Annotated in this window: 23 protein-coding genes and 2 riboswitches; of the genes, 6 read left to right on the top strand and 17 right to left on the bottom strand. The window is 67.4% G+C overall.

Annotation, left to right across the window (positions count from 1 at the left end; translation table 11 throughout):
* Positions 1 to 2: 2 nt before the first annotated feature.
* From gcvH to BLS74_RS22505, 9 genes are all read right to left on the bottom strand, one after another.
* Complete coding sequence (gene gcvH, locus BLS74_RS22545; RefSeq protein ID WP_093109379.1) at positions 3 to 377, bottom strand: glycine cleavage system protein GcvH; 375 nt, start codon at positions 375 to 377, stop codon at positions 3 to 5.
* Positions 378 to 401: 24 nt separating this feature from the next.
* A complete protein-coding gene (gcvT, locus tag BLS74_RS22540; RefSeq protein WP_244503969.1) occupies positions 402 to 1493 on the bottom strand; it encodes a glycine cleavage system aminomethyltransferase GcvT in 1092 nt (363 codons plus the stop codon).
* Between the two features lie 116 nt (positions 1494 to 1609).
* Positions 1610 to 1727: riboswitch (glycine riboswitch) on the bottom strand.
* A gap of 12 nt (positions 1728 to 1739) precedes the next feature.
* Positions 1740 to 1842, bottom strand: a riboswitch (glycine riboswitch).
* Between the two features lie 29 nt (positions 1843 to 1871).
* A complete protein-coding gene (locus tag BLS74_RS22535; RefSeq protein WP_139191729.1) occupies positions 1872 to 2780 on the bottom strand; it encodes a hypothetical protein in 909 nt (302 codons plus the stop codon).
* Positions 2781 to 2912: 132 nt separating this feature from the next.
* A complete protein-coding gene (locus tag BLS74_RS22530) occupies positions 2913 to 3449 on the bottom strand; it encodes a hypothetical protein (RefSeq protein WP_093109376.1) in 537 nt (178 codons plus the stop codon).
* A gap of 81 nt (positions 3450 to 3530) precedes the next feature.
* Positions 3531 to 4823, bottom strand: coding sequence for a TRAP transporter large permease (locus BLS74_RS22525; RefSeq protein WP_093109375.1), 1293 nt, complete (start codon positions 4821 to 4823; stop codon positions 3531 to 3533).
* Positions 4820 to 5332, bottom strand: coding sequence for a TRAP transporter small permease (locus tag BLS74_RS22520; protein WP_093109374.1), 513 nt, complete (start codon positions 5330 to 5332; stop codon positions 4820 to 4822). The genes BLS74_RS22525 and BLS74_RS22520 overlap by 4 nt, the downstream gene beginning before the upstream one ends.
* A gap of 76 nt (positions 5333 to 5408) precedes the next feature.
* Positions 5409 to 6383, bottom strand: a complete 975-nt coding sequence (locus BLS74_RS22515; protein ID WP_093109373.1) for a TRAP transporter substrate-binding protein — start codon at positions 6381 to 6383, stop codon at positions 5409 to 5411.
* Between the two features lie 213 nt (positions 6384 to 6596).
* Positions 6597 to 7328, bottom strand: coding sequence for an anti-sigma factor (locus BLS74_RS22510; protein WP_093109372.1), 732 nt, complete (start codon positions 7326 to 7328; stop codon positions 6597 to 6599).
* A complete protein-coding gene (locus BLS74_RS22505) occupies positions 7325 to 7927 on the bottom strand; it encodes an RNA polymerase sigma factor (RefSeq protein WP_093109371.1) in 603 nt (200 codons plus the stop codon). Before BLS74_RS22505 ends, BLS74_RS22510 begins: the two co-directional genes overlap by 4 nt.
* 33 nt (positions 7928 to 7960) lie before the next feature.
* Between BLS74_RS22505 and BLS74_RS22500 the strand changes: the two genes are divergently transcribed.
* Positions 7961 to 8521, top strand: coding sequence for a DUF3455 domain-containing protein (locus BLS74_RS22500; RefSeq protein ID WP_093109370.1), 561 nt, complete (start codon positions 7961 to 7963; stop codon positions 8519 to 8521).
* 11 nt (positions 8522 to 8532) lie between these two features.
* Here the strand turns inward: BLS74_RS22500 and BLS74_RS22495 are convergent, their stop codons facing one another.
* Together BLS74_RS22495 and BLS74_RS22490 are read right to left on the bottom strand one after the other, a co-directional pair.
* Entirely contained in the window at positions 8533 to 9018 is a 486-nt protein-coding gene (locus BLS74_RS22495) for a tetratricopeptide repeat protein (protein WP_093109369.1), read from the bottom strand.
* A 113-nt stretch (positions 9019 to 9131) separates the two neighbouring features.
* Complete coding sequence (locus BLS74_RS22490; protein ID WP_093109368.1) at positions 9132 to 10826, bottom strand: electron transfer flavoprotein-ubiquinone oxidoreductase; 1695 nt, start codon at positions 10824 to 10826, stop codon at positions 9132 to 9134.
* Positions 10827 to 10947: 121 nt separating this feature from the next.
* On the opposite strand from BLS74_RS22490, the gene BLS74_RS22485 reads away from it, so the two are divergent.
* The 3 genes from BLS74_RS22485 to BLS74_RS22475 are packed head-to-tail and all read left to right on the top strand — an operon-like array spanning position 10948 to position 13045.
* Entirely contained in the window at positions 10948 to 11730 is a 783-nt protein-coding gene (locus BLS74_RS22485; protein WP_093109367.1) for an SDR family oxidoreductase, read from the top strand.
* A gap of 20 nt (positions 11731 to 11750) precedes the next feature.
* Positions 11751 to 12629: a DMT family transporter gene (locus BLS74_RS22480; protein WP_280142655.1), complete on the top strand. Its 879-nt coding sequence runs from the start codon at positions 11751 to 11753 to the stop codon at positions 12627 to 12629.
* Positions 12626 to 13045, top strand: a complete 420-nt coding sequence (locus tag BLS74_RS22475; protein ID WP_093109366.1) for an acyl-CoA thioesterase — start codon at positions 12626 to 12628, stop codon at positions 13043 to 13045. Before BLS74_RS22480 ends, BLS74_RS22475 begins: the two co-directional genes overlap by 4 nt.
* A 192-nt stretch (positions 13046 to 13237) precedes the next feature.
* Here BLS74_RS22475 and BLS74_RS22470 read toward each other — a convergent pair whose 3' ends face one another.
* Together BLS74_RS22470 and BLS74_RS22465 are read right to left on the bottom strand one after the other, a co-directional pair.
* Positions 13238 to 14605, bottom strand: a complete 1368-nt coding sequence (locus tag BLS74_RS22470; protein ID WP_093109365.1) for a sensor histidine kinase — start codon at positions 14603 to 14605, stop codon at positions 13238 to 13240.
* On the bottom strand, positions 14602 to 15279 hold the full coding sequence (locus tag BLS74_RS22465) for a winged helix-turn-helix domain-containing protein (protein ID WP_093109364.1): 678 nt from the start codon (positions 15277 to 15279) through the stop codon (positions 14602 to 14604). The genes BLS74_RS22470 and BLS74_RS22465 overlap by 4 nt, the downstream gene beginning before the upstream one ends.
* Before the next feature lie 89 nt (positions 15280 to 15368).
* On the opposite strand from BLS74_RS22465, the gene BLS74_RS22460 reads away from it, so the two are divergent.
* Together BLS74_RS22460 and BLS74_RS22455 are read left to right on the top strand one after the other, a co-directional pair.
* Positions 15369 to 16076 carry a phosphatase PAP2 family protein gene (locus tag BLS74_RS22460; protein ID WP_093109363.1) on the top strand — a complete coding sequence of 236 codons (708 nt, stop codon included), beginning with the start codon at positions 15369 to 15371 and terminating at the stop codon, positions 16074 to 16076.
* A 46-nt stretch (positions 16077 to 16122) separates the two neighbouring features.
* Complete coding sequence (locus tag BLS74_RS22455; protein WP_093109362.1) at positions 16123 to 17883, top strand: phosphoethanolamine transferase; 1761 nt, start codon at positions 16123 to 16125, stop codon at positions 17881 to 17883.
* A 7-nt stretch (positions 17884 to 17890) separates the two neighbouring features.
* On the opposite strand, the gene BLS74_RS22450 is transcribed toward BLS74_RS22455, so the two are convergent.
* From BLS74_RS22450 to BLS74_RS22435, 4 genes are all read right to left on the bottom strand, one after another.
* Entirely contained in the window at positions 17891 to 18469 is a 579-nt protein-coding gene (locus BLS74_RS22450; protein WP_093109361.1) for a peroxidase-related enzyme, read from the bottom strand.
* Between the two features lie 49 nt (positions 18470 to 18518).
* Complete coding sequence (locus BLS74_RS22445; protein ID WP_093109360.1) at positions 18519 to 19808, bottom strand: HAD family hydrolase; 1290 nt, start codon at positions 19806 to 19808, stop codon at positions 18519 to 18521.
* A 66-nt stretch (positions 19809 to 19874) separates the two neighbouring features.
* Positions 19875 to 20663 carry an ethanolamine ammonia-lyase subunit EutC gene (gene eutC / locus BLS74_RS22440; RefSeq protein WP_093109359.1) on the bottom strand — a complete coding sequence of 263 codons (789 nt, stop codon included), beginning with the start codon at positions 20661 to 20663 and terminating at the stop codon, positions 19875 to 19877.
* Positions 20660 to 22054, bottom strand: a complete 1395-nt coding sequence (locus BLS74_RS22435; RefSeq protein ID WP_093109358.1) for an ethanolamine ammonia-lyase subunit EutB — start codon at positions 22052 to 22054, stop codon at positions 20660 to 20662. The genes eutC and BLS74_RS22435 overlap by 4 nt, the downstream gene beginning before the upstream one ends.
* Positions 22055 to 22061 lie beyond the last annotated feature (7 nt).

Raw genomic sequence — 22061 nt, 5'->3', positions numbered from 1 at the left:
GTTCAGTTTTCGTCGGCGAACTTTTGATAGGTGGTGGCGTCGAGCAGTGCATCGAGCTGCGAGGCGTCGCTGATCTTCATCTTGAAGAACCAGCCCTCGGTTTCGGGCGCGCTGTTGGCCAGCGAAGGGTCGGCGCGCAGCGCCTCGTTGACTTCGGTGATCTCGCCCGTGATGGGCATGAACACGTCGGCCGCCGCCTTGACCGACTCGACCACGCCGGCGACATCGCCCTGGCTGTAGCTCTTGCCGACTTCCGGCAGGTCGACGAAGACCACGTCGCCCAGCGCATCCTGCGCATGAACGGTGATGCCGACGGTGGCGACGCCGTCGCCGACCGCCTGGACCCACTCGTGGTCCCTGGTGTACTTGATGCTCATGAAAGGCTCCTTGAAGAAAAGAATTCAACCGCGGTAGTAGTGCTGCGGCACGAAAGGCATGGTGCTCACCTCCATCGGCACCGGCTTGCCGCGCACGATGGCCTGGATGCGGGTGCCGGGCTCGGCATAGGCGAGCGCGACGTACGCCATCGCGACCGGCCGGTCGACCGTGGGGCCGAGCAGGCCGCTGGTCACCTGGCCGATGGGCGCGCCCTCGAAGGATTCGAGCAGCGTGCCATCGCGCACCGGCACGCGCTCCAGCGCCACCAGGCCGACGCGCTTGCGCTTGAGCGTGTGGTGGTCCAGGTGGCCTGCGACGCCATTGGCCGCCGTGAGTTGCGCCAGCACCTTGGCCGCGCCCGGAAAGCCGCCTTCGCGCGCACCGCCGGTGCGCCGCACCTTCTGGATCGCCCAATTGAGCGAGGCTTCGACCGGCGTGGTGGTCTCGTCGATGTCGTTGCCGTAGAGGCACAGGCCCGCTTCGAGCCGCAGCGAATTGCGCGCACCCAGGCCGACGGGCTTGACCTCGGGCTGGGCGAGCAGCAGCCGCGCGAGCGCTTCGGCATCCTTGGCGGCCACCGAGATCTCGAAACCGTCCTCGCCCGTGTAGCCGCTGCGCGTGGCAAAGGCCGCGATGCCGCCGATCTGCACCGCGTCGCCGGTCATGAAGACAAAGCGCTCGATGCCGGGCGCGAGCCGGGCCAGCGCGGTCACGGCCTGCGGGCCCTGCAGCGCCAGCAGGGCGTGGTCGGGCATCGGCAGCACCTGGCAGCGCGCGCCGATCCTGGCCTGAATGTGCGCGATGTCGGCCACCTTGCAGGCGCCATTGACGATCACGAACAGCGAGTCGTGGCCTTCGTTGAAGAACATCAGGTCGTCGAGGATGCCGCCTTCGTCGTTCAAGAGCAGGCCGTAGCGCTGCTTGCCCGGCGCCAGGCCGATCACGTCGACCGGCATCAGACTCTCGAACGCGGCGGCGGCATCGGGGCCAGCCAGGCGCAGCTGGCCCATGTGGGAGATGTCGAACAGGCCGGCGGCCTCGCGCGTGTGCTTGTGCTCGGCCATCAGGCCGGCGGGGTACTGCACCGGCATCACATAGCCCGCGAAGGGCACCATGCGGGCGCCGAGCTCCAGGTGCAGGTCGTAGAGCGGGGTCTTTTGCAGATCGTCGGATGCGGAGGCCAAGGCACTCTCCAAAGGGGCAGTCCAGATCCATGACATTCTTGCCATGGGCCACCCCTGCTGTCCGCTTTACCTGAGAGATTCGCCCCACGATCGGGGTTTGCTCCTTCGGTGGGCGGCACTGCGAACAAAAAACGCGATGCGCCGCCTCTCTCCAGCAAGGAAACGCCCGGAAAATGGGGCGCTTCGTCAGTCCTTTTGCCTGAGCGTTCGGGCCCGTTTTTCGAGGGGACCTGCGCCTTCGGCGGCCCCGCGCTGCGAGGCTCTCTCCTGACCCATCCGAGTGTAAGGGATGAGCCCGGTCCTGGCCGCTCAGGAGCGCTCCAGGCGCAGCCGCCTGAGCAGAAACTTCTCCCACAGCTTGTCGGCGACGAGCTGCAGGGAGCTGCGAATGTGCGCTCTGGCATTGCGCGCGTCGTAGGGCGAGCGGATGTCGGCGCCCAGCTGCCGGGCGCGCACGCTGAGCATGCTCTCCGAGAGAACGCAGCGCGCCTTCATGCGCAGGTCGTCGAAGTTCTCCGGCGAGAGCGCACTGGCCTTATGCCATTCGTGGGACCACTTGAATCTGCGCTGCCTGGACGGATCGCTCTCGTCCTTGATCAGCCAGGCTGACACGAAATCGACATAGGCCTCGTCGACGCTGTCGCGAAACAGACGGTGCTCGGGTTCGAAGCGGTCGTAGACCAGCGAATCCAGGAATTCGTTGCCCGGCGAAAGCGCACCGAGCTGGCGGCGCAGGTTGCCGTTCATCGCGAAGCAGTAGGTCGAAACCCATTCGAGCAGGGGACCGAGCGGCGTCATCGTCGAGCGCGGAAAATCGTTGATCTCGCCGAAGAGCCACGGGCCCGGGTGCAGCCCCAGCCTCTTGATTTCACCGCCGAAGCCGGCCACCCTGCGTTCGCTCCATCCGTGGTTTCGCGCGACGGTGTCGTTCGAAAAGATCCACACGTCGGGCTCGCCGCTGCGGGCAAGAATGGCTGCGACTCCTTGGTCCCACCCAGTGAATTCGCGGTTGGAGTTGTCGCCTGCGATGACGAAGCCGTCCTCGAATTCCGCATTGCGCAATGCTTCGCCTCCGGTGGACCTGGCGTTGTCGACGATCGCGAGAACGACACGATCGCTCTCGCCGGCCAACTGCCTTCGCAGCTTGGTCAGCACCTGGACCGAATGATCACGATGCTGACTCCCGTACTCCAGATGAACAAAACCGTAGTTCGTCATGCCTGTTGACAGAAAAAAGAAGGGAGGGTCGGGGCGCCGGATGGGCGCGACGCGACGAGTATCCCTCCTCGTCTTGTCAGCGGAGACGCCGAGTTTGCCCGGATGCGGCCATGGCGGCCGTCGGGGCCGATTTCAATGCACGAGCTGGGGCGGCAGCAGCTTGTCGATGCGTTCGCGGATCGACGTGGCGCGCTCGGCACCCGCGAGCTTCTCGATCTCGCCGAGCATGGCGGATGCGGCGGCCAGCATCGACTCCCGGTCGCGCGCTTCGCGCAGCAGCTCGCGGAACTGCCCGGCCAGGATTGGATCGCGCCTGACGAACATGCGCTCGCACAGGTCGAACAGGAACATCCGCGTGGTGGCGAGCGAACGCTTGCCCTCGAAGACATCCGCCGCGACCGGCGGCTCGGGGCTCGCGTCGGGCGCCGGAGCTGCCTGCACCGGCGGCGCCACGGCGGGCGTAGCGGGTTGCGAACGATGCAGATAGCCCTCCTGCACCAGGTGCAGCGCCACGCGGCCGGCCTCGTCGCGGCTGCCGAAGAGCTGGCCGAAGTCGGTGACCGAGCGCTGGCCGTCGGCCATCAGCAGCAGGGCGCGCTCGCGCTGGCCCAGCGTGCGGCGGCCCGGCTGGAGTTCTTGGCGCGCTTTCTCGGTCTTGATGAGGAACATGGGATGCTCGGGCGTTCGGGGTCGAGCGCCGCAGCATCGGGGATCCGCATGACATCCTCGTGAATGACCGGGCCGCTGCCGCTATTTGAAGCCCCACAAACGCGGCAGCCAGGTGCTGAGCGCCGGAACGAAGGTCAGCACCAGCAGCACGGCCGCGTGCGCCCACAGGAAGGGCACGAGCTCGCGCACCAGCTGCGACATCGGCACCTTCGAGACGTTGCAGGTCACGAACAGCAGGCCGCCTACCGGCGGCGTGATCATGCCGAGCGTGAGGTTGTAGATCACGATCATCGCGAAGTGGACCGGGTCGATGCCGAGCTTGATGGCCACCGGCGCGAGGATGGGTGCCAGCACCATCACGCCGGGCAAGGGCTCGATGAAGATGCCGAAGAGCAGCAGGAAGACGTTCACGATGATCAGGAACATCCACGGCGAGAGCTGCATGCTGACGAGCCATTCGGCCAGGGACTGGGGAACGCCTTCGATGGTCAGGATCCAGGCGAAGGAGGCCGACAGCCCGATGATGATCAGCACCGAGGCCGACAGCAGCGCCGAGCGCGCGAGGATGTCCGGCAGCGCCTTCCATTCGAGCGTGCGGTAGACGAACTTGCCGCACACCAGCGCATAGAACACCGCCACCACCGAGGCCTCGGTGGGCGTGAACCAGCCGGCGCGCATGCCGCCGAGGATCACCACCGGCAGCAGGATGGCGGGGATGGCTTTCCAGGTGGTCAGCAGCACTTCGCGCCAGGGCGGCATGCCGCCGTCGCCGCGGTAGTTGCGCTGCTTGGAAACGTGGAAGTTCACCACGCACATCGCGACCGCGATCAGCAGGCCGGGAACGAGGCCAGCCACGAACAGGCTGCCGACCGACACGCTGTCGTCCTGCAGCGCGTAGATGATCATGATGATCGAGGGCGGAATGATCGGGCCGACGATCGCGGTCGAGGCCGTCAGCGCCGCCGCGTAGGAGCGGTGGTAGCCGGCCTTCTCCATCATCCTGATGAGCATCGAGCCCGGCCCCGCGGCATCGGCCAGCGCCGAGCCCGAGATGCCCGAGAAGAAGGTGAGCGAGACCACGTTGGTGTAGCCGAGCCCGCCGCGCCGGTGGCCGACGAACTGGCCCGCGAAGCGCAGCAGCACCTCGGTCAGCGAGCCGCCGCTCATGAGTTCGGCCGCCAGGATGAAGAAGGGCACCGCCATCAGCGGGAAGCTGTCGATGCCGGTGAAGGTTTCCTTCAGCAGCACCATCAGCGGATAGGACTCGGCGAGGATCAGCGTCGCGGCCGTGGCCAGGCCCAGCGCGAAGGCCACGGGCACGCCGATCGCGAGGAACAGGCAGGCCGACAGGATCAGGATGATGCTGGCGTTCATAGCGAGGCGCTCGCATTCGCATCGAAGTGCGCGTCGGACGCGAACTCGCGCTTTTGCACGTAGCCGCGCACGATCAAAAGCCAGTGGACGATGAGCAGCACGCCGCCGATCGGCATCGCGCTGTAGATGTAGGCAAAGGGAATCTGCGTGACGGCAGTCAGCTGGAACATGGTGCGCTCCATGTAGAGCCAGCCGTACCAGACCATGAAACCGAAGAAGGCGAAGAGCAGCGCCGCGACCACGGCGCGGACCGCGACCGCGCCCCTGGGCGGCAGCGCGTCCTGCAGGTTCTCGACCGCGATGTGGCCGCCGTAGCGCAGCACCGGGCCGGCGCCGAGGAAGGTGAGCCAGATCATCATGTGGCGCGAAACCTCTTCGGCCCATTCGAGCGAATTGCTCGTGAGGTAACGCATCCCCACGTTGATGAAGATGATGACCGACATCGATGCGAGCAGCAGAATCAGCGCCCAGCGGTTCGCGGCCAGAAAGTAGTGTTCGAAGGTTTTCATATCAAAACAAAACCGCCCGGTGCCACTGCGGGTTCACCGGGCGGGAGTGCCGCAACGCGGCACGCGCGTTGCCGCGCTACTTGACGTCGCTGATCTTCTTGATGTTGTCGGCGCCGAATTCCTTGGCATAGCCGGTGTAGGCCGGCTTCAGCGCTTCGCGGAAGGCGGCACCGTCGACGGTGCGCACGACCTTCATGCCGTCCTTCTCGAGCTGGGCGATGCCGCTGTTCTCGTCGTCGTTGACCTTCTTGCGCTGCGCCGCGCCGGCCTTCCTGGCGGCTTCGACGAAGACCTTCTTGTCGGCATCCGACAGCTTGTTCCAGACCTTGGGCGACAGCAGCAGCAGTGCCGGCGAGTAGACATGGCCGGTCAGCGAGAGATGCTTCTGCACCTGCGCGAACTTGGAGGACAGGATCACGGGAATCGGGTTCTCCTGGCCGTCGACCGTGCCCTGCTGCAGCGCGCCGAACAGTTCGGGGAAGGCCATCGGCGTCGGCAGGATGCCGAAGGTGCGGTAGCCGTCCATGTGCACCTTGTTCTCCATCGTGCGCATCTTGAGGCCCGCGGCGTCCTGCGGCTTCACGATGTCGCGCTTGCTGTTGGTCATGTGGCGGAAGCCGTTCTCGGTCCAGGCCAGCGCGATGATGCCCTTGCTCGGGAACTTGGCCAGGATGTCCTGGCCGATCGGGCCGTCCATCACCTTGCGCGCGTGCTCGTAGTCGCGGAACAGGAAGGGGATGTCGACGATCTTGACCTCGGGCACGAAGTTGCCGACCGGGCCGGTGGAGGTGTTGACCAGGTCCTGCGTGCCCAGCTGCACGGCCTCGATCTGCTCGCGTTCGCCGCCGAGTGCCGAGTTGGGGAACTGCTGGCACTTGTAGCGGCCTTGCGTGCCTTTCTCGACCTCGTCGCAGAAAGTGGTGGAGCCGACGCCGTAGTGCGATTCCTTGGTGGTCGCGTAGCCGATCTTGAGCGTGGTGGTCTGCGCAAATGCGGCGCAAGCCATACCGAGGCCGACGACGAGGCCGGCGGCCAGTCGGTTCAACTTCATGGGGGGAGTCTCCTGTGAGCGTGGACGTGTTGCAAACGTATGACTATGCATCAATGGGAGGCTTCATCACGTCGGGAGTTTCACGGACGCAGTTGCGTGCCGGCGATGACTGTTGCTCCCTCTCCCTCCGGGAGAGGGTGGGGGTGAGGGCACTGGGCCTTTGAAGGTCCGACTCCGGCCTTAGATCAAGCGCAACGCACAAATCAAAGAACCTCACCACAGCTTGGCGCAGTTCCCACTCAAAACAACCGCAGCGCTGGGCATCGCAGGCGCCGAAGCGGTCTCCCGCGTCACGATCAAGCGCGACACCTTGGAAAGAAGCTTCTCCGAGGTATCGGGCAGCAGGGACACCGCCGTCCCGCTCGCCGGCACCACCCCCATTGCAAACGCGGGCCCTTCCGCCGGCACAGCCCACAGCACCAGGCGCTCTCCCTCGGCCAGGGAAGCGATCGGCCCCAGCACCTTGAGGGTCAGCGTCCTGCCATGGCGCAGCGAGCTCACCAGCAGCCTGCCGTTGCCTGCCACATCGGTGAGCACGCCCACATAGCTTTGCGGCAGCCTCTCGCCCGAGCGCATGGCCAGCTGGTCGCTCGTCACGAAAAGCCCCGGCGCTGCGAAGAACAGGGTGCTCGCAGCGATGACGCCCGCAACGACGCCGCCCAGTCCGAAGCCGGCCGGCCTGAGCCAGGACGAAACCGAGCCCGAGCGCGCCGGTGCAGGCTGCGTGCGCGCCGCGATCGCGCGCCAGAGTCGGGCCGACGGCTGCTGCGGCGGCACTGACTGGGCCAGCCGCCCCAGCCGCTCTTCCCATTGCGCCACCAGGCCGCGCACGTCGCTGCGGTCGCGCTGCAGGCGTTCGAAGCGCCGCCGCGCACCGCCCGCCAGGGTGCCCAGCACATAGGCGGCCGCGAGCTCGTCGAGCAATCGGGTGTCGGTGTATCTCACGGCGCCACCCCCTGTGTCGCGAGGCAGGCGCGCAGCTTGTCCAGGCCGCGCCGTATCCAGGCCTTCACCGTGCCCAGCGGCGCGTTCATCTGCGCGGCCACCTCGCTGTGCGACAGGCCCTGGTAGTAGGCGAGTGCGAGGCTCTGGCGGAAGCTGCCGTCCAGCGCGGACATGCAGCCTTCGATGTGCAGGGCCTGCAGCGCCTGTTCGAGCAGCTGCATGGCGCTCGGCGCCGGGTCGGGCGCGTGCGCGTTCTCCTGCTGCTGCTCGTGTTCGTCCTGTTCCGTCCATGCACGTTCGTTGCGCCGCGTGCGCACGCGCAGCGCGTCCAGCGCCTTGTTGCGGACGATCGCGATCAGCCAGGTGATCGGCTGGATCTCCTGCCCGTCGATGTTGGAGCGGTAGCTGGCGGCGTTCTTCCAGATGCTCACATAAGCCTCCTGCAGCACGTCCTCGGCCACCTGCCGTTGACCCAGCATGCGAAGCGCGATGCCGAACAGATGCACGTGCGTGCGTTCGTACATCTCGGCGAAGGCGGCGTGGTCGCCGCGCGCCGCCTGGGCGATCAGCTGCTGAAGGTTCAGAATATTTCTATTCATGCGGCCGAGTATTCCATCGACCCAGGAGATGCCATGAAATCGAATCCGCGAATCCCTCGTCTTGCCGCGACCCTGCTCGGTGCCGCCGCGCTCGGCGCCTGTTCTTCCATGTCGGAGCCGGGCCATCCCAGCGCTCGCACTGCGGCCTTGCCCGCCGCCATCCAGGCGCCCGCCGGCGAGCGCGCGGCTTTCACCTGGCATGCCACGGGCTCGCAGATCTACGAGTGCCGTGCCGCCGAGAAGGGCGGCTGGGCCTGGCAGTTCGTGGCGCCCGAAGCGGACCTGTTCGGTCCGGGCGGCGAGAAGGTGGGCACGCATGGCGCCGGGCCGCACTGGACCGCGCTCGACGGCAGCAAGACGCTGGGGGCGGTGAAGGCGCGTGCCGATGCGCCGCGCGCGTCCGACATTCCGTGGCTGCTGCTGTCCGCGAAATCGGCCGGCACCGCGGGCCGCATGGCGAGCGTCACCGGCGTGCAGCGCATCAACACCGTGGGCGGCAGCGCCCCGGCCAGGGGCTGCGAAACGCAGGCCGATGCCGGCAAGCGCAGCAAGGAGCGCTACAGCGCGGACTACGTGTTCCTGGTAGCCCGCTAGGTGCACCGCGCTCAGTTCTTCTTGCCGTTGGCCTTGTAGCTCTCGATCGAGCTCTTGAGATCGCCGTACTCCGGGCAGGACATGCCGCAGGCCCGGCCCAGCGCCGCCAGGCGCTGTTCGGCCTTGGGCAGATCGTTCATCGAGAGGTACAACTCGCCCGAGTATTCCAGCGCGCCGCGGTGGCCGGGGTCGATGCGCAGGGCGGCGTCGTAGTACTTCTCGGAGGCGACCCATTTGGCCGTGCCGGACTTGCGCAGGCTGAAACCCATGAGGTTGTTCCAGTCGGCGCTGGCGCTGTCGTTGACTCTTTCGAGCTCGCTGACGGCGGCGGCCCATTTGCTGTCGGCAATGAGGGCCCGGGCCGGCGCGAGCTTGTTGCCGACCGGCGCGGCCTTGGCGGCCGGCGCCGGGGCGGGCACCGAGTCGGCGGCAAAACCCTGGCTGGCGGCGAGCGCCAGGCTGACGGCGGCGAGGATGCGATGGAGCGTGATGTTCATGACGTCGAGGTCCTTGGGGTGAGGTTGGCGGACAGCGCAATTGCTGTCCTGCACCCACTTACGTCACCGCTCGCGAATCGGACGCACCGGCGTCCGAAAAAAATCGCCGGCTGCTACATGCCGACGTAGTTCGGCCCGCCGCCGCCCTCGGGCGTGACCCAGACGATGTTCTGCGTCGGGTCCTTGATGTCGCAGGTCTTGCAGTGCACGCAGTTCTGCGCGTTGATCTGCAGGCGCGGCTTGCCGTTCTCGCCCTCCACGAACTCGTAGACGCCGGCCGGGCAATAGCGGCTTTCGGGACCGTCGTACTCGGGCAGGTTGATCTCGGTCGGCACTGCGGCGTTCTTCAGCGTCAGGTGGGCGGGCTGGTTCTCCTCGTGGTTGGTGTTGCTGATGAACACCGACGAGAGCCGGTCGAAGGTGAGCTTGCCGTCCGGCTTGGGATAGGCGATCTTCTTGCAGGCCGAGGCCTTCTTGAGGCGCTCGTGGTCGGCCTGGTGGCGGTGGATGGTCCACGGGATGTGGCCGCGCAGCACATACTGCTCGATGCCGGTCATCAACGTGCCCACCGTCAGGCCCTTCTTGAACCACTGCTTGAAGTTGCGCGCCTTGTGGAGCTCCTTGTGCAGCCAGCTCTTCTCGAAGGCGGCCGGGTAGGCCGTGAGCTCGTCGTGCTGGCGGCCGGCCACCACGGCGTTGTAGGCGGCCTCGGCCGCGAGCATGCCGGTCTTGATCGCGGCATGGCTGCCCTTGATGCGGCTCGCGTTGAGGTAGCCGGCGTCGCAGCCCACCAGCACGCCGCCCGGGAACACCGTCTTGGGCAGCGAGAGCAGGCCGCCCGCGGTGATGGCGCGCGCGCCGTAGCTCAAACGCTTGGGCGCCTTCAGGCCCTTGTCCTGGCCTTCGAAGTACCAGCGGATGTTGGGATGCGTCTTGAAGCGCTGGAACTCCTCGAAGGGGCTCAGGTGCGGGTTCTGGTAGTCGAGGCCGACCACGTAGCCGATGATCAGCTGGTTGTTCTCGGCGTGGTAGACGAAGGAGCCGCCGTAGGTGTCTGGCGGCAGCGGCCAGCCCGCGGTGTGCACGGCCAGGCCGGGCTCGTGGCGCGCGGGGTCGATCTCCCACAGCTCCTTGATGCCGATGCCGTAGCTCTGCGGATCCTTGCCGGCATCGAGCTTGTACTTGGCGATCAACTGGCGGCCCAGGTGGCCGCGCGCGCCTTCGGCGAACACCGTGTACTTGGCATGCAGCTCCATGCCGAGCTGGAAATTCTCGGTCGGCTCGCCATCTTTGCCGATACCCATGTTGCCGGTGGCCACGCCGCGCACCTTGCCGTCTTCGGTGTAGAGCACCTCGGCCGCCGGAAAGCCGGCGAAGATCTCGACGCCCAGGCCCTCGGCCTGCTGCGCGAGCCAGCGCACCACGTTGCCCAGGCTCACGATGTAGTTGCCTTCGTTGTGGAAGACCTTGGGCAAGAGGAAGTCGGGCGTGCGCGTGGCGCCGGTTTCGGAGAGCATCAGGAAGGTGTCCCGCGTGACCGGCTGGTTGAGCGGCGCGCCGAGCTCCTCCCAGTCGGGCAGCAGTTCGTAGAGCGCGCGCGGATCCATGATCGCGCCTGACAGGATGTGGGCGCCGGGCTCCGAGCCCTTCTCGAGCACCACGACCGAGATCTCCTTGTGGTGCGAGGCGGCCAGCTGCTTCAGGTGGATGGCGGTGGCGAGGCCGGCAGGACCGGCGCCGACCACGACCACGTCGTATTCCATCGCTTCGCGGGGGCCGAACCGGGCAAGTATTTCGTCATGCGTCATGTGGGGTCTCGTCGATAATGATTTGAAGGTGCGAGGCACCGCGAAGGGGCCGGGCCATTTTATGCGGCGCCCGGAGCGGCTTTAGGCCCGTCGCATCGGCGACTCCAACAGGACTTTCCCCATGGCTTACAGCATCGATCTTTCGGGCCGCGTGGCCTTCGTCACGGGTGCGTCGAGCGGTCTCGGCGCGCAGTTCGCCAAGACGCTGGCGCGCGCGGGCGCCGCAGTGGTATTGGCCAGCCGTCACACCGACAAGCTCAAGGAACTGCGCGCGCGCATCGAGGGCGAGGGCGGCGACGCCCACGTGGTCGAGCTCGACGTGACAAGCATCGACAGCATCAAGGCCGCGGTGGCACGCGCCGAGACGGAGGTCGGGCCGATCGACATCCTGGTCAACAACTCGGGCGTGAGCACCACGCAGCGCCTCGAAGAGGTGAAGGCCGAGGACTACGACTTCATCTTCGACGCCAACGTCAAGGGCTCTTTCTTCGTTGCCCAGGAAGTCGGCAAACGCATGCTGGCGCGCGCCAAGGGTGCGGCGCCCGGCACCTACATCGGCGGGCGCATCATCAACATCGCTTCGGTGGCTGCTTTGAAGGTGCTGCCGAAGATCGGTGTCTATTGCATGAGCAAGGCGGCGGTGGTGCAGATGACCAAGGCGATGGCGCTCGAATGGGGCCGCTTCGGCATCAACGTCAACGCGCTGTGCCCGGGCTACATCACGACCGACCTCAACGAAGAGCACTTCGCCTCCGACGACGGCCAGAAGCTGGTGGGCATGCTGCCGCGCAAGCGCGTGGGCAAGCCCGAAGACCTGGACGGACTGATCGTGCTGCTGGCCAGCGGCCAGAGCCATTTCGTCAATGGCGCGGTGATCGCGGCCGACGACGGATTCGCGCTCTGAGTCCGCGCGCGCTCATCGGCATCGCGGCCGGTCTGGCCGCGGGTGCGCTCTGGGGGCTGGTGTTCGTGGCGCCGCGCATGGTGGGGCATTTCGGCATGGTGGACATCACGGCCGCGCGCTTCATCGTCTTCGGCGCGGTCGCGGGGCTGGCGGTCTGGTGGCGGCCGCCCGAGCGGCGCTGGCCCCGCGCGCGCCAGGCGCTCACCGTGCTCGGCCTCAGCGGACTCGGCTTCACCGGCTACTACCTGCTGCTGGCCTTCTCGATCGTGGCCGCGGGCACCGAGGTGCCGAGCCTGATCATCGGCACCGTTCCGGTCTGGATGATGTTGCTGGGCCGTCCGGCCGGCTTGGCGCTGCAGGCCCTGGTGCCGGGACTGGCTCTCACGGCCGCGGGCATCGCGCTGATGGTCGCGAGTGCCTGGCCGGAAGGCGGCGCGAGCGGTGCGCACTTCGGCTGGGGCCTGGTGCTGGCGCTGCTCGCGATGGCGAGCTGGACGGCTTTCGGCCTCCTGAACGCGGCCTGGCTCAAGCGGCATCCCGAGGTGCACGCGGCCGACTGGGCCAACTGGCTCGGCATCGCGACCGGCCTTGGTGCCTTCGTGCTGTGGCTGGTCGCGGGCTCCGACATGGCCACGTTGCGCACACAGCCCGAGGGCAAGCTGTTCGTGCTGCTTGCGCTGGCCGGCGGCCTCGGGTCTTCGTGGCTGGCGACGGTGCTCTGGAACGTCGCGAGCCAGCGGCTTTCCGCGAGCTTGTGTGGTCAGCTGATCGTGAGCGAGACCTTGTTCGCCTTGCTTTATTCTTTTTTGTGGGACGGGCGCTGGCCGCATGCCATCGAGCTGACGGCCGCGTTGCTGTTCGTCCTCGGCATCCTCGCATCCATCAAGGCACACCGATGAGAATCGAAATTCCCGAAATCAAGAAGCTCGTCTACGAAATGACGATCCCGATCCGCTGGGGCGACATGGACGCGATGGGCCATCTCAATAATGCCAGCTACTTCCGCTACCTCGAGACGGCGCGCATCGACTGGTTCCACTCGCTGGGCGCCGAGCCCGCACCGGACGGGCAGGGCATGGTGATCGTCAATGCCTTCTGCAACTTCTACAAGCAGCTCGAATACCCGGGCGACGTGCTGGTCAAGATGTACGTGAGCGACCCGGGCCGCACCACCTTCGAGAGCTGGGCCACCATGGCCCGGACCGATGCGCCCGAGGTGATCTGCGCGGCCGGCGGCGCGACCACGATGTGGGTCGACTTTCCGAAGCAGAAGGCGCTGCCGCTGCCGGACTGGCTGCGCTCGATCGTCAGCTAGGGAGCAACAAAAGGCCCTCCGCCAACTTTCGTTCGCGCAGGAGGGCCTTTCGCAGTCTCGGAGTGCCGCGATGGGTGTTGCCGAGTCCGTGAACATATTCTGCATGCGCGTGCTCGCTGCGCAATTCAGCCATGCGCCATAGAGCAAGCGGGAGGTGTCCTACTCGTCGTCAGCCCTGGCTCCTTCAGCCCATCATGCCGGACTCAACACGATGCGCGCCTCGAAGCCTGTCGCCGCCCCCGGCGGCGGCGACATCAGTTCGAGCCGTGCCCCATGCTTCTCGACGATGGTGCCGACGATCGACAGCCCCAGCCCGTAGCCCGCACGATTGGAGCTGTGGCGCACGTGGCGCTGCTGCAGCGTGCGCAGCTCGACCTCGCCGACGCCCGGGCCGAAGTCGCGCACGGCCAGCGTGCAGGGCTGCATCACCTCGATCACGACGCGGCCGCGGCCGTAGCGCAGCGCGTTCTCCACCAGGTTGCGCAGCGCGATCGCCAGCGCGTCGACGTCGCCGAGCGCGACCGGCGGCTCGGTGTCCGGCACCTTGAGCGACAGGCGCTCGTTCACGCGCGGGTCCTGCCAGAACTCCTGCGCCACCGTGCCGGCCAGCTGGACCAGGTCGGTCTTCGTGCGCGTCAGCGAGGCGGCCGATTCGGCCCTGGAAAGTTGCAGCAGCTTCTCGGTGCGGTGGCCGAGCATCTGCAGCGCATCGAGCGCGGCCTCGACATCGTCGCGCCGCAGTTCGTGCTCGAGTGCGGTCTGCAGCCGCAGCCGCGCCGCCGCAAGCGGCGTGCGCAGCTCGTGCGCCGCATTCGCGGCCAGCGCGCGCTCGACATCGAGCGCCTGCGAGAGGCGCTCGAGCAGGCGGTTGACATGGTCGCCGACCGTGCGCAGCTCCTGCGGCAGGCCGGGGAGCCCGATTGGGCGCAGGTCGGTGCCGCTGCGCTGCGCGATCTCGCCGGCGAGCTGCTGCAGCGCGCGCAGCTCGGTGCGCGCCACGTTGCGCAGCACCAGCGCCAGGAGCGGCAGCACGGCGAACAGCGGCACGATCAGGCCGAACAGGGTGCGGTTGAGCGCGGTGCGGCGCTCGTCCAGCGGGTCGGCGACCTGGAAGAAGAGATCGCGCGAGGGATGCCGCACGGTGTAGATCCGCCAGGCCTCGGCATTGGCAAAGCCGGCCGCCAGCGGAACGTCGAAGGCGTTGGACGGCGACTCGGCGGAGCGCAGCAGTACGCGCTCGTGCAGGTCGACCACCTGGTACAGCACCGCATCGGTCGGAAACAGCTGCGGCGGCGCGATCAGCGGCGTGCGCGTCTCGCCGCGCTCGCTTCGGAGCTTGTCGAGCTCGCGCACCGCCATGTCGAACATGCGGTGCGAGACTTCCACCAGTTCGCTGTCGAAGTTGTGGTTGATCTCGCGGTCCACATACCAGACCACGCCCAGCACGCACAGAAGCCAGACGCCGCCGACCCAGACGATGAGGGTGCGGGTCAGCCGGCCGGCGAGCGAATCGCGCGTGCCGAGCTCCGCGCCCGCCTGCTGCAGGAAGTTCAGCTTCATTCGTCGTCGTCTTCGGGCGAGAAGGAAAGCCGGTAGCCCAGGCCGCGCAGGGTCTGGATGTGGCTGCGGCCGAGCTTGCGCCGGAGGCGGCTGATGAACACTTCCAGCGTGTTGCTGTCGGCCTCGTCCCCGAAGCCGTAGAGCGCGTCGGCCAGGTTCTCGCGCGTGTGGATGCGTTCGGGCCGCGTCGCCATCACGCGCAGCAGCGCCCACTCTTTTTGCGTCAGCGTGATCGGAAGACCGTTCTTGCGCACCAGGTCGCGCGCCAGGTCGATCTCGAGCGTGCCGAGCTTCAGCACGGGCGAGCTGGTGGTGCTGCGCCGCCGCTCGACGGCCCGCAAGCGCGCCAGCAGCTCCGCGGGGTCGTAGGGCTTGATAAGGTAGTCGTCGGCACCGGCGTCGAGGCCGCGGATGCGGTCGGTCACCTGGTCGCGGGCGGTGAGCACGATCACGATCGGGCGCTCGCGCAGCGCCCGCACGTCCGGCAGCAGCGAGAGCCCGTCGCCGTCGCTCAGGTGCAGGTCGAGCAACACGGCCGCGTACTGCACAGCCGCCAGCGCGGCGCGCGCGTCCGCGAGGCCGGGCGCCACGTCGACCACGAAGGCCTTGGCCATCAGGTAGCTGCAGACCGCGCCCGCCAGGGCGGCATCGTCTTCGACCAGCAATATGCGCACGTCGCCTCGCTCTTATCTCAAAAGAGGGGAGTCTAGTGCGGCCGTCGCTTCAGATTCAGTTCAGGCGCGGACCCTAAGCTTGGCCGCGCATGATCCGTTCCCTTGCCGCTCGTCCGCTCGCCTGGATTCTTCTGACACTGGCTCTTCTCCTGCTCTGGGATGCCACCGGCCTCGACCTGAAGCTCGCGGCGATGGCGGGCACGCCGATGGGTTTTCCGTGGCGCAGCGACTGGTTCCTGGTCCAGGTCGTGCACGAGGGCGCGCGGTCCCTGAGCTGGCTGATGGTGCTCGCGCTGTTTGCCGGCATCCGCTGGCCCATCGGCATCCTGCGCCTGCTGCGCATGCGCGAAAGAGCACAGCTCGCATTCACCGTGCTGGCCTCCGTGCTGGCCGTCTCGCTGGTCAAGACTACGAGCCATACCAGCTGTCCCTGGGACCTCCAGCTCTTCGGCGGGGTCGCGCACTACGTCTCCCACTGGTCGTGGGGCGTGCAAGACGGCGGCCCGGGCGGCTGCTTTCCGGCCGGCCACGCGTCTGCGGCCTTTGCCTATGCGGGCGGCTGGTTCGCATGGCGCCGCGCCGCGCCCGCGGTGGCGCGAAGATGGCTCTTCGGCGCGCTCGCTGCCGGGCTGCTGCTGGGGCTGGTGCAGCAGCTGCGCGGCGCCCACTACATGAGCCACACGCTCTGGACCGCGTGGATCTGCTGGACGGTAGGCTTCGCGATCGATGCCTTCGTGCACCGGGGCCCGACCGGGGTTGTGCGGCTGGCCGGCCTTCCGAAGCTGAACGAATCCTGAGCTGCGCATTCAGTGAGTTTTCAGTCCAGCTTTCCAGACTCGCTGGATGCCTGTTTCGAATGCTCGCTCCTTCCCCCCATCTGCGCATGACCTGCCGCTCGCGACGCCGGCGCAGGGCGCTGAGGCGTCCACGTCGCTCTGGCAGCACATCGATGCCTGGCTCGCGCGGCCGCGCTCGGCGCGCAGCGTGGTCCTCTGGCTGAGCCTCTACCTGGCGCTGGCCACCAATTGGCCGCTGTGGAACGAGCTGGCGCGCATCGGCGGTGCGCCGAGCATGTACTTGCCGTCGATCGCGGCGATGGCGCTGCTCATCGTCTGCGGCAGCGTCGCGCTGCTGTCCTTCACCGCCTGGTCGCGCTGGATGAAGCCGGTCTGGTTCGCCGTCGTCGTGGTCGCCGCCGTGGCCCAGCACTACATGCAGAGCTACCGGGTGGTGATGGACCCCAGCATGCTGGCCAACGCGATGCAGACCGACGCCCACGAGGTGAACGACCTGCTGAGCTGGCGCCTGCTGTTCCACGTGCTGCTGGTCGCCGCCTTGCCTGCCTGGGCGCTGTGGCGCGTGCAGGTCGTCCCGATGCGCTTCGTCTCGCAAGCCTGGCGCAATGCGCTGCTGCTCGTCGCAGCGGTGGCCGTGGCGGTGGGCGGTGCGCTGGCGATGGGCCGGGAGCTCGCGCCGCTGATGCGCAACAACGTCCACCTGCGCTACATGATGAATCCGCTGGCCAGCATCTATTCGGCCAGCGCGGTCGCCATCAGGCCGATGTTCAAGCACAGCCGCAAGCTGATCCCGGTGTCCGGCGGCGCGGCACTGGGCGCCAGCTATGCGGCGCAGGCCCGGCCGCCGCTCTTCGTGCTGATGGTGGGCGAGACGGCGCGGGCCGACCACTTTGCGCTGAACGGCTATGCGCGCGACACCACGCCGGCACTCGCTGCGCACAAGGTGTTGAGCTGGCGCGACGTTCATTCCTGCGGCACCAACACGCTGGCCTCTGTGCCCTGCATGTTCTCGCCGCTGGGCAAGACCGCCTTCGAGGCGCGCAAGGACGAGTACGAGAACCTGATGGACGTGCTGCAGGCCGCCGGCCTCGCGGTGTTCTGGCTCGACAACCAGGCCGGCGGCTGCAAGGGCGTCTGCGACCGCGTGCCGCACGCGTCGGCCTTCGAAACCGTCGACCCGAGCGTGAAGAGCGCGCTTTGCGAAGGCGACGAATGCCTCGACGACGTCATGCTCCATGGCCTGGATGCGCGCCTGGCCGCCTTGCCGGCCGAGCGCCGCGGCAAGGGCGTGGTGCTGGTCATGCACCAGATGGGCAGCCATGGCCCGGCCTACTACAAGCGCTCTTCGCCCGATGCCAAGCGCTTCCTGCCCGAGTGCAAGAGCAACGCGCTGGCCGAATGCAGCCACGCCGAGCTGATCAACGGCTTCGACAACTCGATTGCCTATACCGACCGCTTTCTCGGCAAGACCATCGACTGGCTGAAGGCACAGTCCAAGAGCTACGACCCCGCATTGCTCTATCTCAGCGATCACGGCGAATCGCTGGGCGAGTACGGGCTGTTCCTGCATGGCGTGCCCTACAGCTTTGCGCCCGAGGTGCAGAAGCACATACCGATGGTCGCGTGGTTCGGCGAGGGCATGAGCGCGCGCGACAAGCTCTCGCGTTCATGCATGGAGGCGGGGCTCGACACGCCGCTCACGCACGACAACCTCTATCACACGGTGCTGGGCCTGATGGACGTGAAGACGCCGAGCTACAAGCCCGCGCTCGATGCGCTGGCCTCTTGCCGCGGCGCGCCGGCCTGAATAGGCCCTACTTCTTCTCGCGCGGCAGCCGCCCCATCAGGAAGAACTCCGGGTTCGGCTGCATGCCGCTGAAGCTGGCCATGCGGTTGGAGAGGCCGAAAAAGGCGGTGATGGCGGCGATGTCCCAGATGTCCTCGTCGCTGAAGCCGTGCGCGTGCAGTGGCGGGAAGTCGCCGTCGTCGATCTCGTGCGAGCGCTCGCAGACCTTCATCGCGAACTCGAGCATCGCGTACTGGCGCGGCGTGATGTCGGCCTTGCGCCAGTTGACTGCCACCTGGTCGGCCACCATCGGCTTCTTCTCGTAGATGCGCAACAGCGCGCCGTGCGCCACCACGCAGTAGAGGCACTGGTTGGCGGCGCTGGTGGCGGTGACGATCATCTCGCGGTCGCCCTTGGTGAGAGAGCCTTCCTCCTTCAGCATCAGCGCATCGTGGTAGGCGAAGAAGGCGCGCCACTCGGCCGGCCGGCGCGCGAGCGCCAGGAACACGTTGGGCACGAAGCCGGCTTTCTCCTGCACTTCGAGCACCTTGATGCGGATGTCTTCGGGCAGGTCCTCGAGCTCGGCGAGGGGATAGCGTTCGGCCATGGTCGTCTCCTGGTGTCCGGCACGGCAGCCGGTGCGCTTCGAGACGAGTCTACTTGAGCGTCTTGCCCTGCGTGGCGCCCAGTGGCGTGTGCAGTTGCGACGGCACGAACAGGCCCGTGTTGTCGTCGCGGCCCTGCAGCAGGTAGCGCGTATCGGCCTTGCCGTAGCCCTGCGCGGCGAGCACCGAGAACTTGCCGATGTCCGTCTTGCCGTCGCGCAGCCGATTGACGATCAGCACCTTCTTGGTGTCCGCGAAGTCGGCCATCATGTTCTGGTCGCCTTCGCTGTCGCCGGCGATGAAGCTGGGCCCATAGCCGTATTTGCTGACCAGGAAGCGCTGGATGTTCTTGGTCTTGCCCCGTCCCTGGGTCTGGTCGTAGCCGCGACGGTATTCGGGCTGGATCACGCCCTTGGCATCGCGTTCGAGTTCCATCGCCAGCACGCGCTCTGCCGGGTTGTCGTAGCCGAAGGCCGGGTTCGAGGAGATCTCCTTGATCACGTCGACGAAGGAGGCCGAGCAGACCCAGACATCGAAGCCCGCGTTGCGGAACCTGGCGTACAGCTCCTGCATCTCGGGAACCAGGCGCAGGCCGTTCTTCCAGCTCACCGAGACGACGCCGGCTTGGCCGGGCAGGGCGGCCGGCGTGCTCCACTTGACCTTTTCCACCGGCTGCTTGAGCTGCCAGGCCACCGTATCGGCCGTGAGCTTGCGCACCTGCGCCTCGTTGAGCCCGACGAAGAGATAGGTGACCCAGGGGTAGGCCGTGTCGTGGTCGAAGGTGTCGCCGATGGCTTCGTACAAGTAGCGGACCTTGGTCACGAAGGCCGTGTAGTTCGGGTTCTGCTTGACGGCCGCGAGCGGCATGCTGCCCTGGAGGCCGCTGTAGTTCCGGTAGAGCCAGGTGTAGCTGGCAACGATGTCCGGCACGATGCTGTCGATGTTGACCGGCTGTCCCGCCGCGTTGTTGTGGGCCGGCGCAAAGTTGGTTTTCGGAATGTTCTTGCGCAACGCCGTTTCGAGCTGTGCCGGCGTGGCGCCGAAGGCGAGGTTCTCCAGCTGGTAGATCAGCGATGCCTCTTCGATATCGAGAAAGATGCTGGTGTTGTCCCAGTCGAAGACCACGTACGGCGGCTTCGATGCGTTGTAGGCCGGGCTGCCTCTGCCGAGGCCGGCGATCAACGCATCGATCTGCTGCCGGTTGAAAGGGTCCCAACGGCCCGCGGCAAGTGGCTGAATGCTGGCGCTGGGCGCTGCCGCCCCGAATGGCCCGCCGGCACAGCCGGCCGCCAAGGCAGCGGCCAGGACCATCGGCAAGACACGGGCAAAGTTCCTCTTCATGGAGTTTTCTTCCTTCAAGTGACAGGGGGATGGGAAACGAGACGAAACGGTGTTGCGGCGGGCGGCTCAGGGCGCCGGAAGCGTGGGCGGCGTCGTGCCGCCTTCGAGCACCGCCGCATCGCTTTCATCCTTCAGCGCCACGCCGGTCAAGCCCAGGCGCAGGGCCTGCCGCATCAGCCAGGCCAGCTTGAAGGCGGCGGCGTCGTAGCACAGGCCTTGCGGCCGCACGTTGGAGATGCAGTTGCGCTCCGCATCGTGGCGGCCGCGGCGTGGCGTGTGCGTGAGATAGATGCCGAGGCTGTCCGGCGAGCTGAGGCCGGGCCGCTCGCCGATCAGCATCACCGAGAGTTGGGCCGCGAACAGCTCGCCGATCTCGTCGGCCAGCGCGACGCGCGCCTGCGTGGCGATGACGACCGGCGCGAAGCGCGTGCCCGGCGGCAGTTGCGAACGCAATGCCGTGAGCAGCGGCACGGCATGACGCTCCACCGCGAGCGAGGACAGGCCGTCGCCGACGACGATGCAGACATCCGTTGCGGCGCCTGCCGATTCGCGCAGTCGCATCGCATCGTCGGCGTGCAACTGGCGGCCGAGGTCGGGGCGCCGCAGATAGGTGGTGCGATCCTCGGCCCGGCTGCGGGCGTGCGCGACTGTCCATCCCGCGGCCTTCAGCGCCTGCTCGAGTGCGCCGGCATCCAGGGCGGCATGGATCGCGTCGCGCGCCATCGCATGGGCCCAGCCGAAGCGCAGCACCTCGTCGGTCGGCATGCCGGCGCCGGCGCGGCCCAGCGCCAGGCGAGCCGGCGTCGCGTTGCGCCACTCGCCCCAGGGACTGCGTGTGACCGCCTCGTCCGTCATGAGGCCAGCGCCTTCAGCGCGCCCATGTCGGCCAGCAGCCGGTTGGAAGAGGGCGGCTGCAACCGGCCGTCGCTGCCGGTGATCTGCATGCGCTGCAGCCAGGCCTCGAACTCGGGCGCGCGCTGCAGGCCCATGGTTTCGCGCAGGAACAGCGCGTCGTGGAAGGAGGTGCTCTGGTAGTTGAGCATCACGTCGTCCGCGCCCGGCACGCCCATGATGAAGTTGATGCCGGCGGTGCCGAGCAGCACCAGCAGCGTGTCCATATCGTCCTGGTCGGCTTCGGCATGGTTGGTGTAGCAGACGTCGCAGCCCAGCGGCAGGCCCAGCAGCTTGCCGCAGAAGTGGTCTTCGAGGCCGGCGCGGATGATCTGCTTGCCGTCGTAGAGGTACTCGGGCCCGATGAAGCCGACCACGGTGTTGATCAGGAGCGGCTTGTAGCGCCGCGCCAGCGCATAGGCGCGCGCTTCGCAGGTCTGCTGGTCGAGGCCGGCGTTGGCGTTGGCCGAGAGCGCGCTGCCCTGGCCGGTTTCGAAGTACATGACGTTGTCGCCGACCGTGCCGCGTTTCAGCGCCAGCGCGGCGCCGTAGGCTTCGTCGAGCAGCTCGGGCGTGACGCCGAAGGAACGGTTGGTCTTCTCGGTGCCGCCGATCGACTGGAACACCAGGTCGACCGGCGCGCCGGCCTCGGCCAGCTTCAGCGTGTTGGTGACGTGGGTCAACACGCAGCTCTGCGTCGGGATCTCGAAGCGCTGGATCACCTCGTCGAGCATGCGCAGCAGATCGCCGAGCACCTGCATGCTGTCGGAGGCCGGGTTGAGCCCGATCACCGCGTCGCCGGCGCCCATGAGCAGGCCGTCCAGCGTGGAGGCCGCCACGCCGCGCAGGTCGTCGGTCGGATGGTTGGGCTGCAGCCGCACCGAGAGATGGCCGCGCAGGCCGATGGTGTCGCGAAAGCGCGTGACCACGCTGCACTTGCGCGCCACCGCGACGAGGTCCTGGTTGCGCATGAGCTTGGATACCGCGGCCACCATCTCCGGCGTGAGCCCGGGGGCCAGCGCGGTCAGCGCCGCGGTGTCGGCCTGTTCGGACAGCAGCCAGTTGCGGAAGTCGCCGACGCTCAGGTGCGCCACCGGCGCGAACGCCTGCGCGTCGTGCCCATCGATGATGAGCCGCGTGATGTTGTCTTCTTCATAGGGAACGAGTGCCTCGGTCAGGAACTGCTTGAGCGGCGTCTCGGCCAGCACATGGCGCGCCGCCATGCGCTGCTGCGCGGTGGCCGCGCCCACGCCGGCGAGGTAGTCGCCCGAGCGCGCCGGGCTCGCGACGGCCATGACCTGCTTGAGGTCTTCGAAGGAGAAGGCCTGCGAATCGATCGTGGTGCGGTAGCGCATCGAAAGC

Source organism: Variovorax sp. CF079 (assembly GCF_900101545.1).
Taxonomy (GTDB): Bacteria; Pseudomonadota; Gammaproteobacteria; order Burkholderiales; family Burkholderiaceae_C; genus Variovorax.
This window is presented reverse-complemented; position numbering and strand designations above follow the sequence as displayed.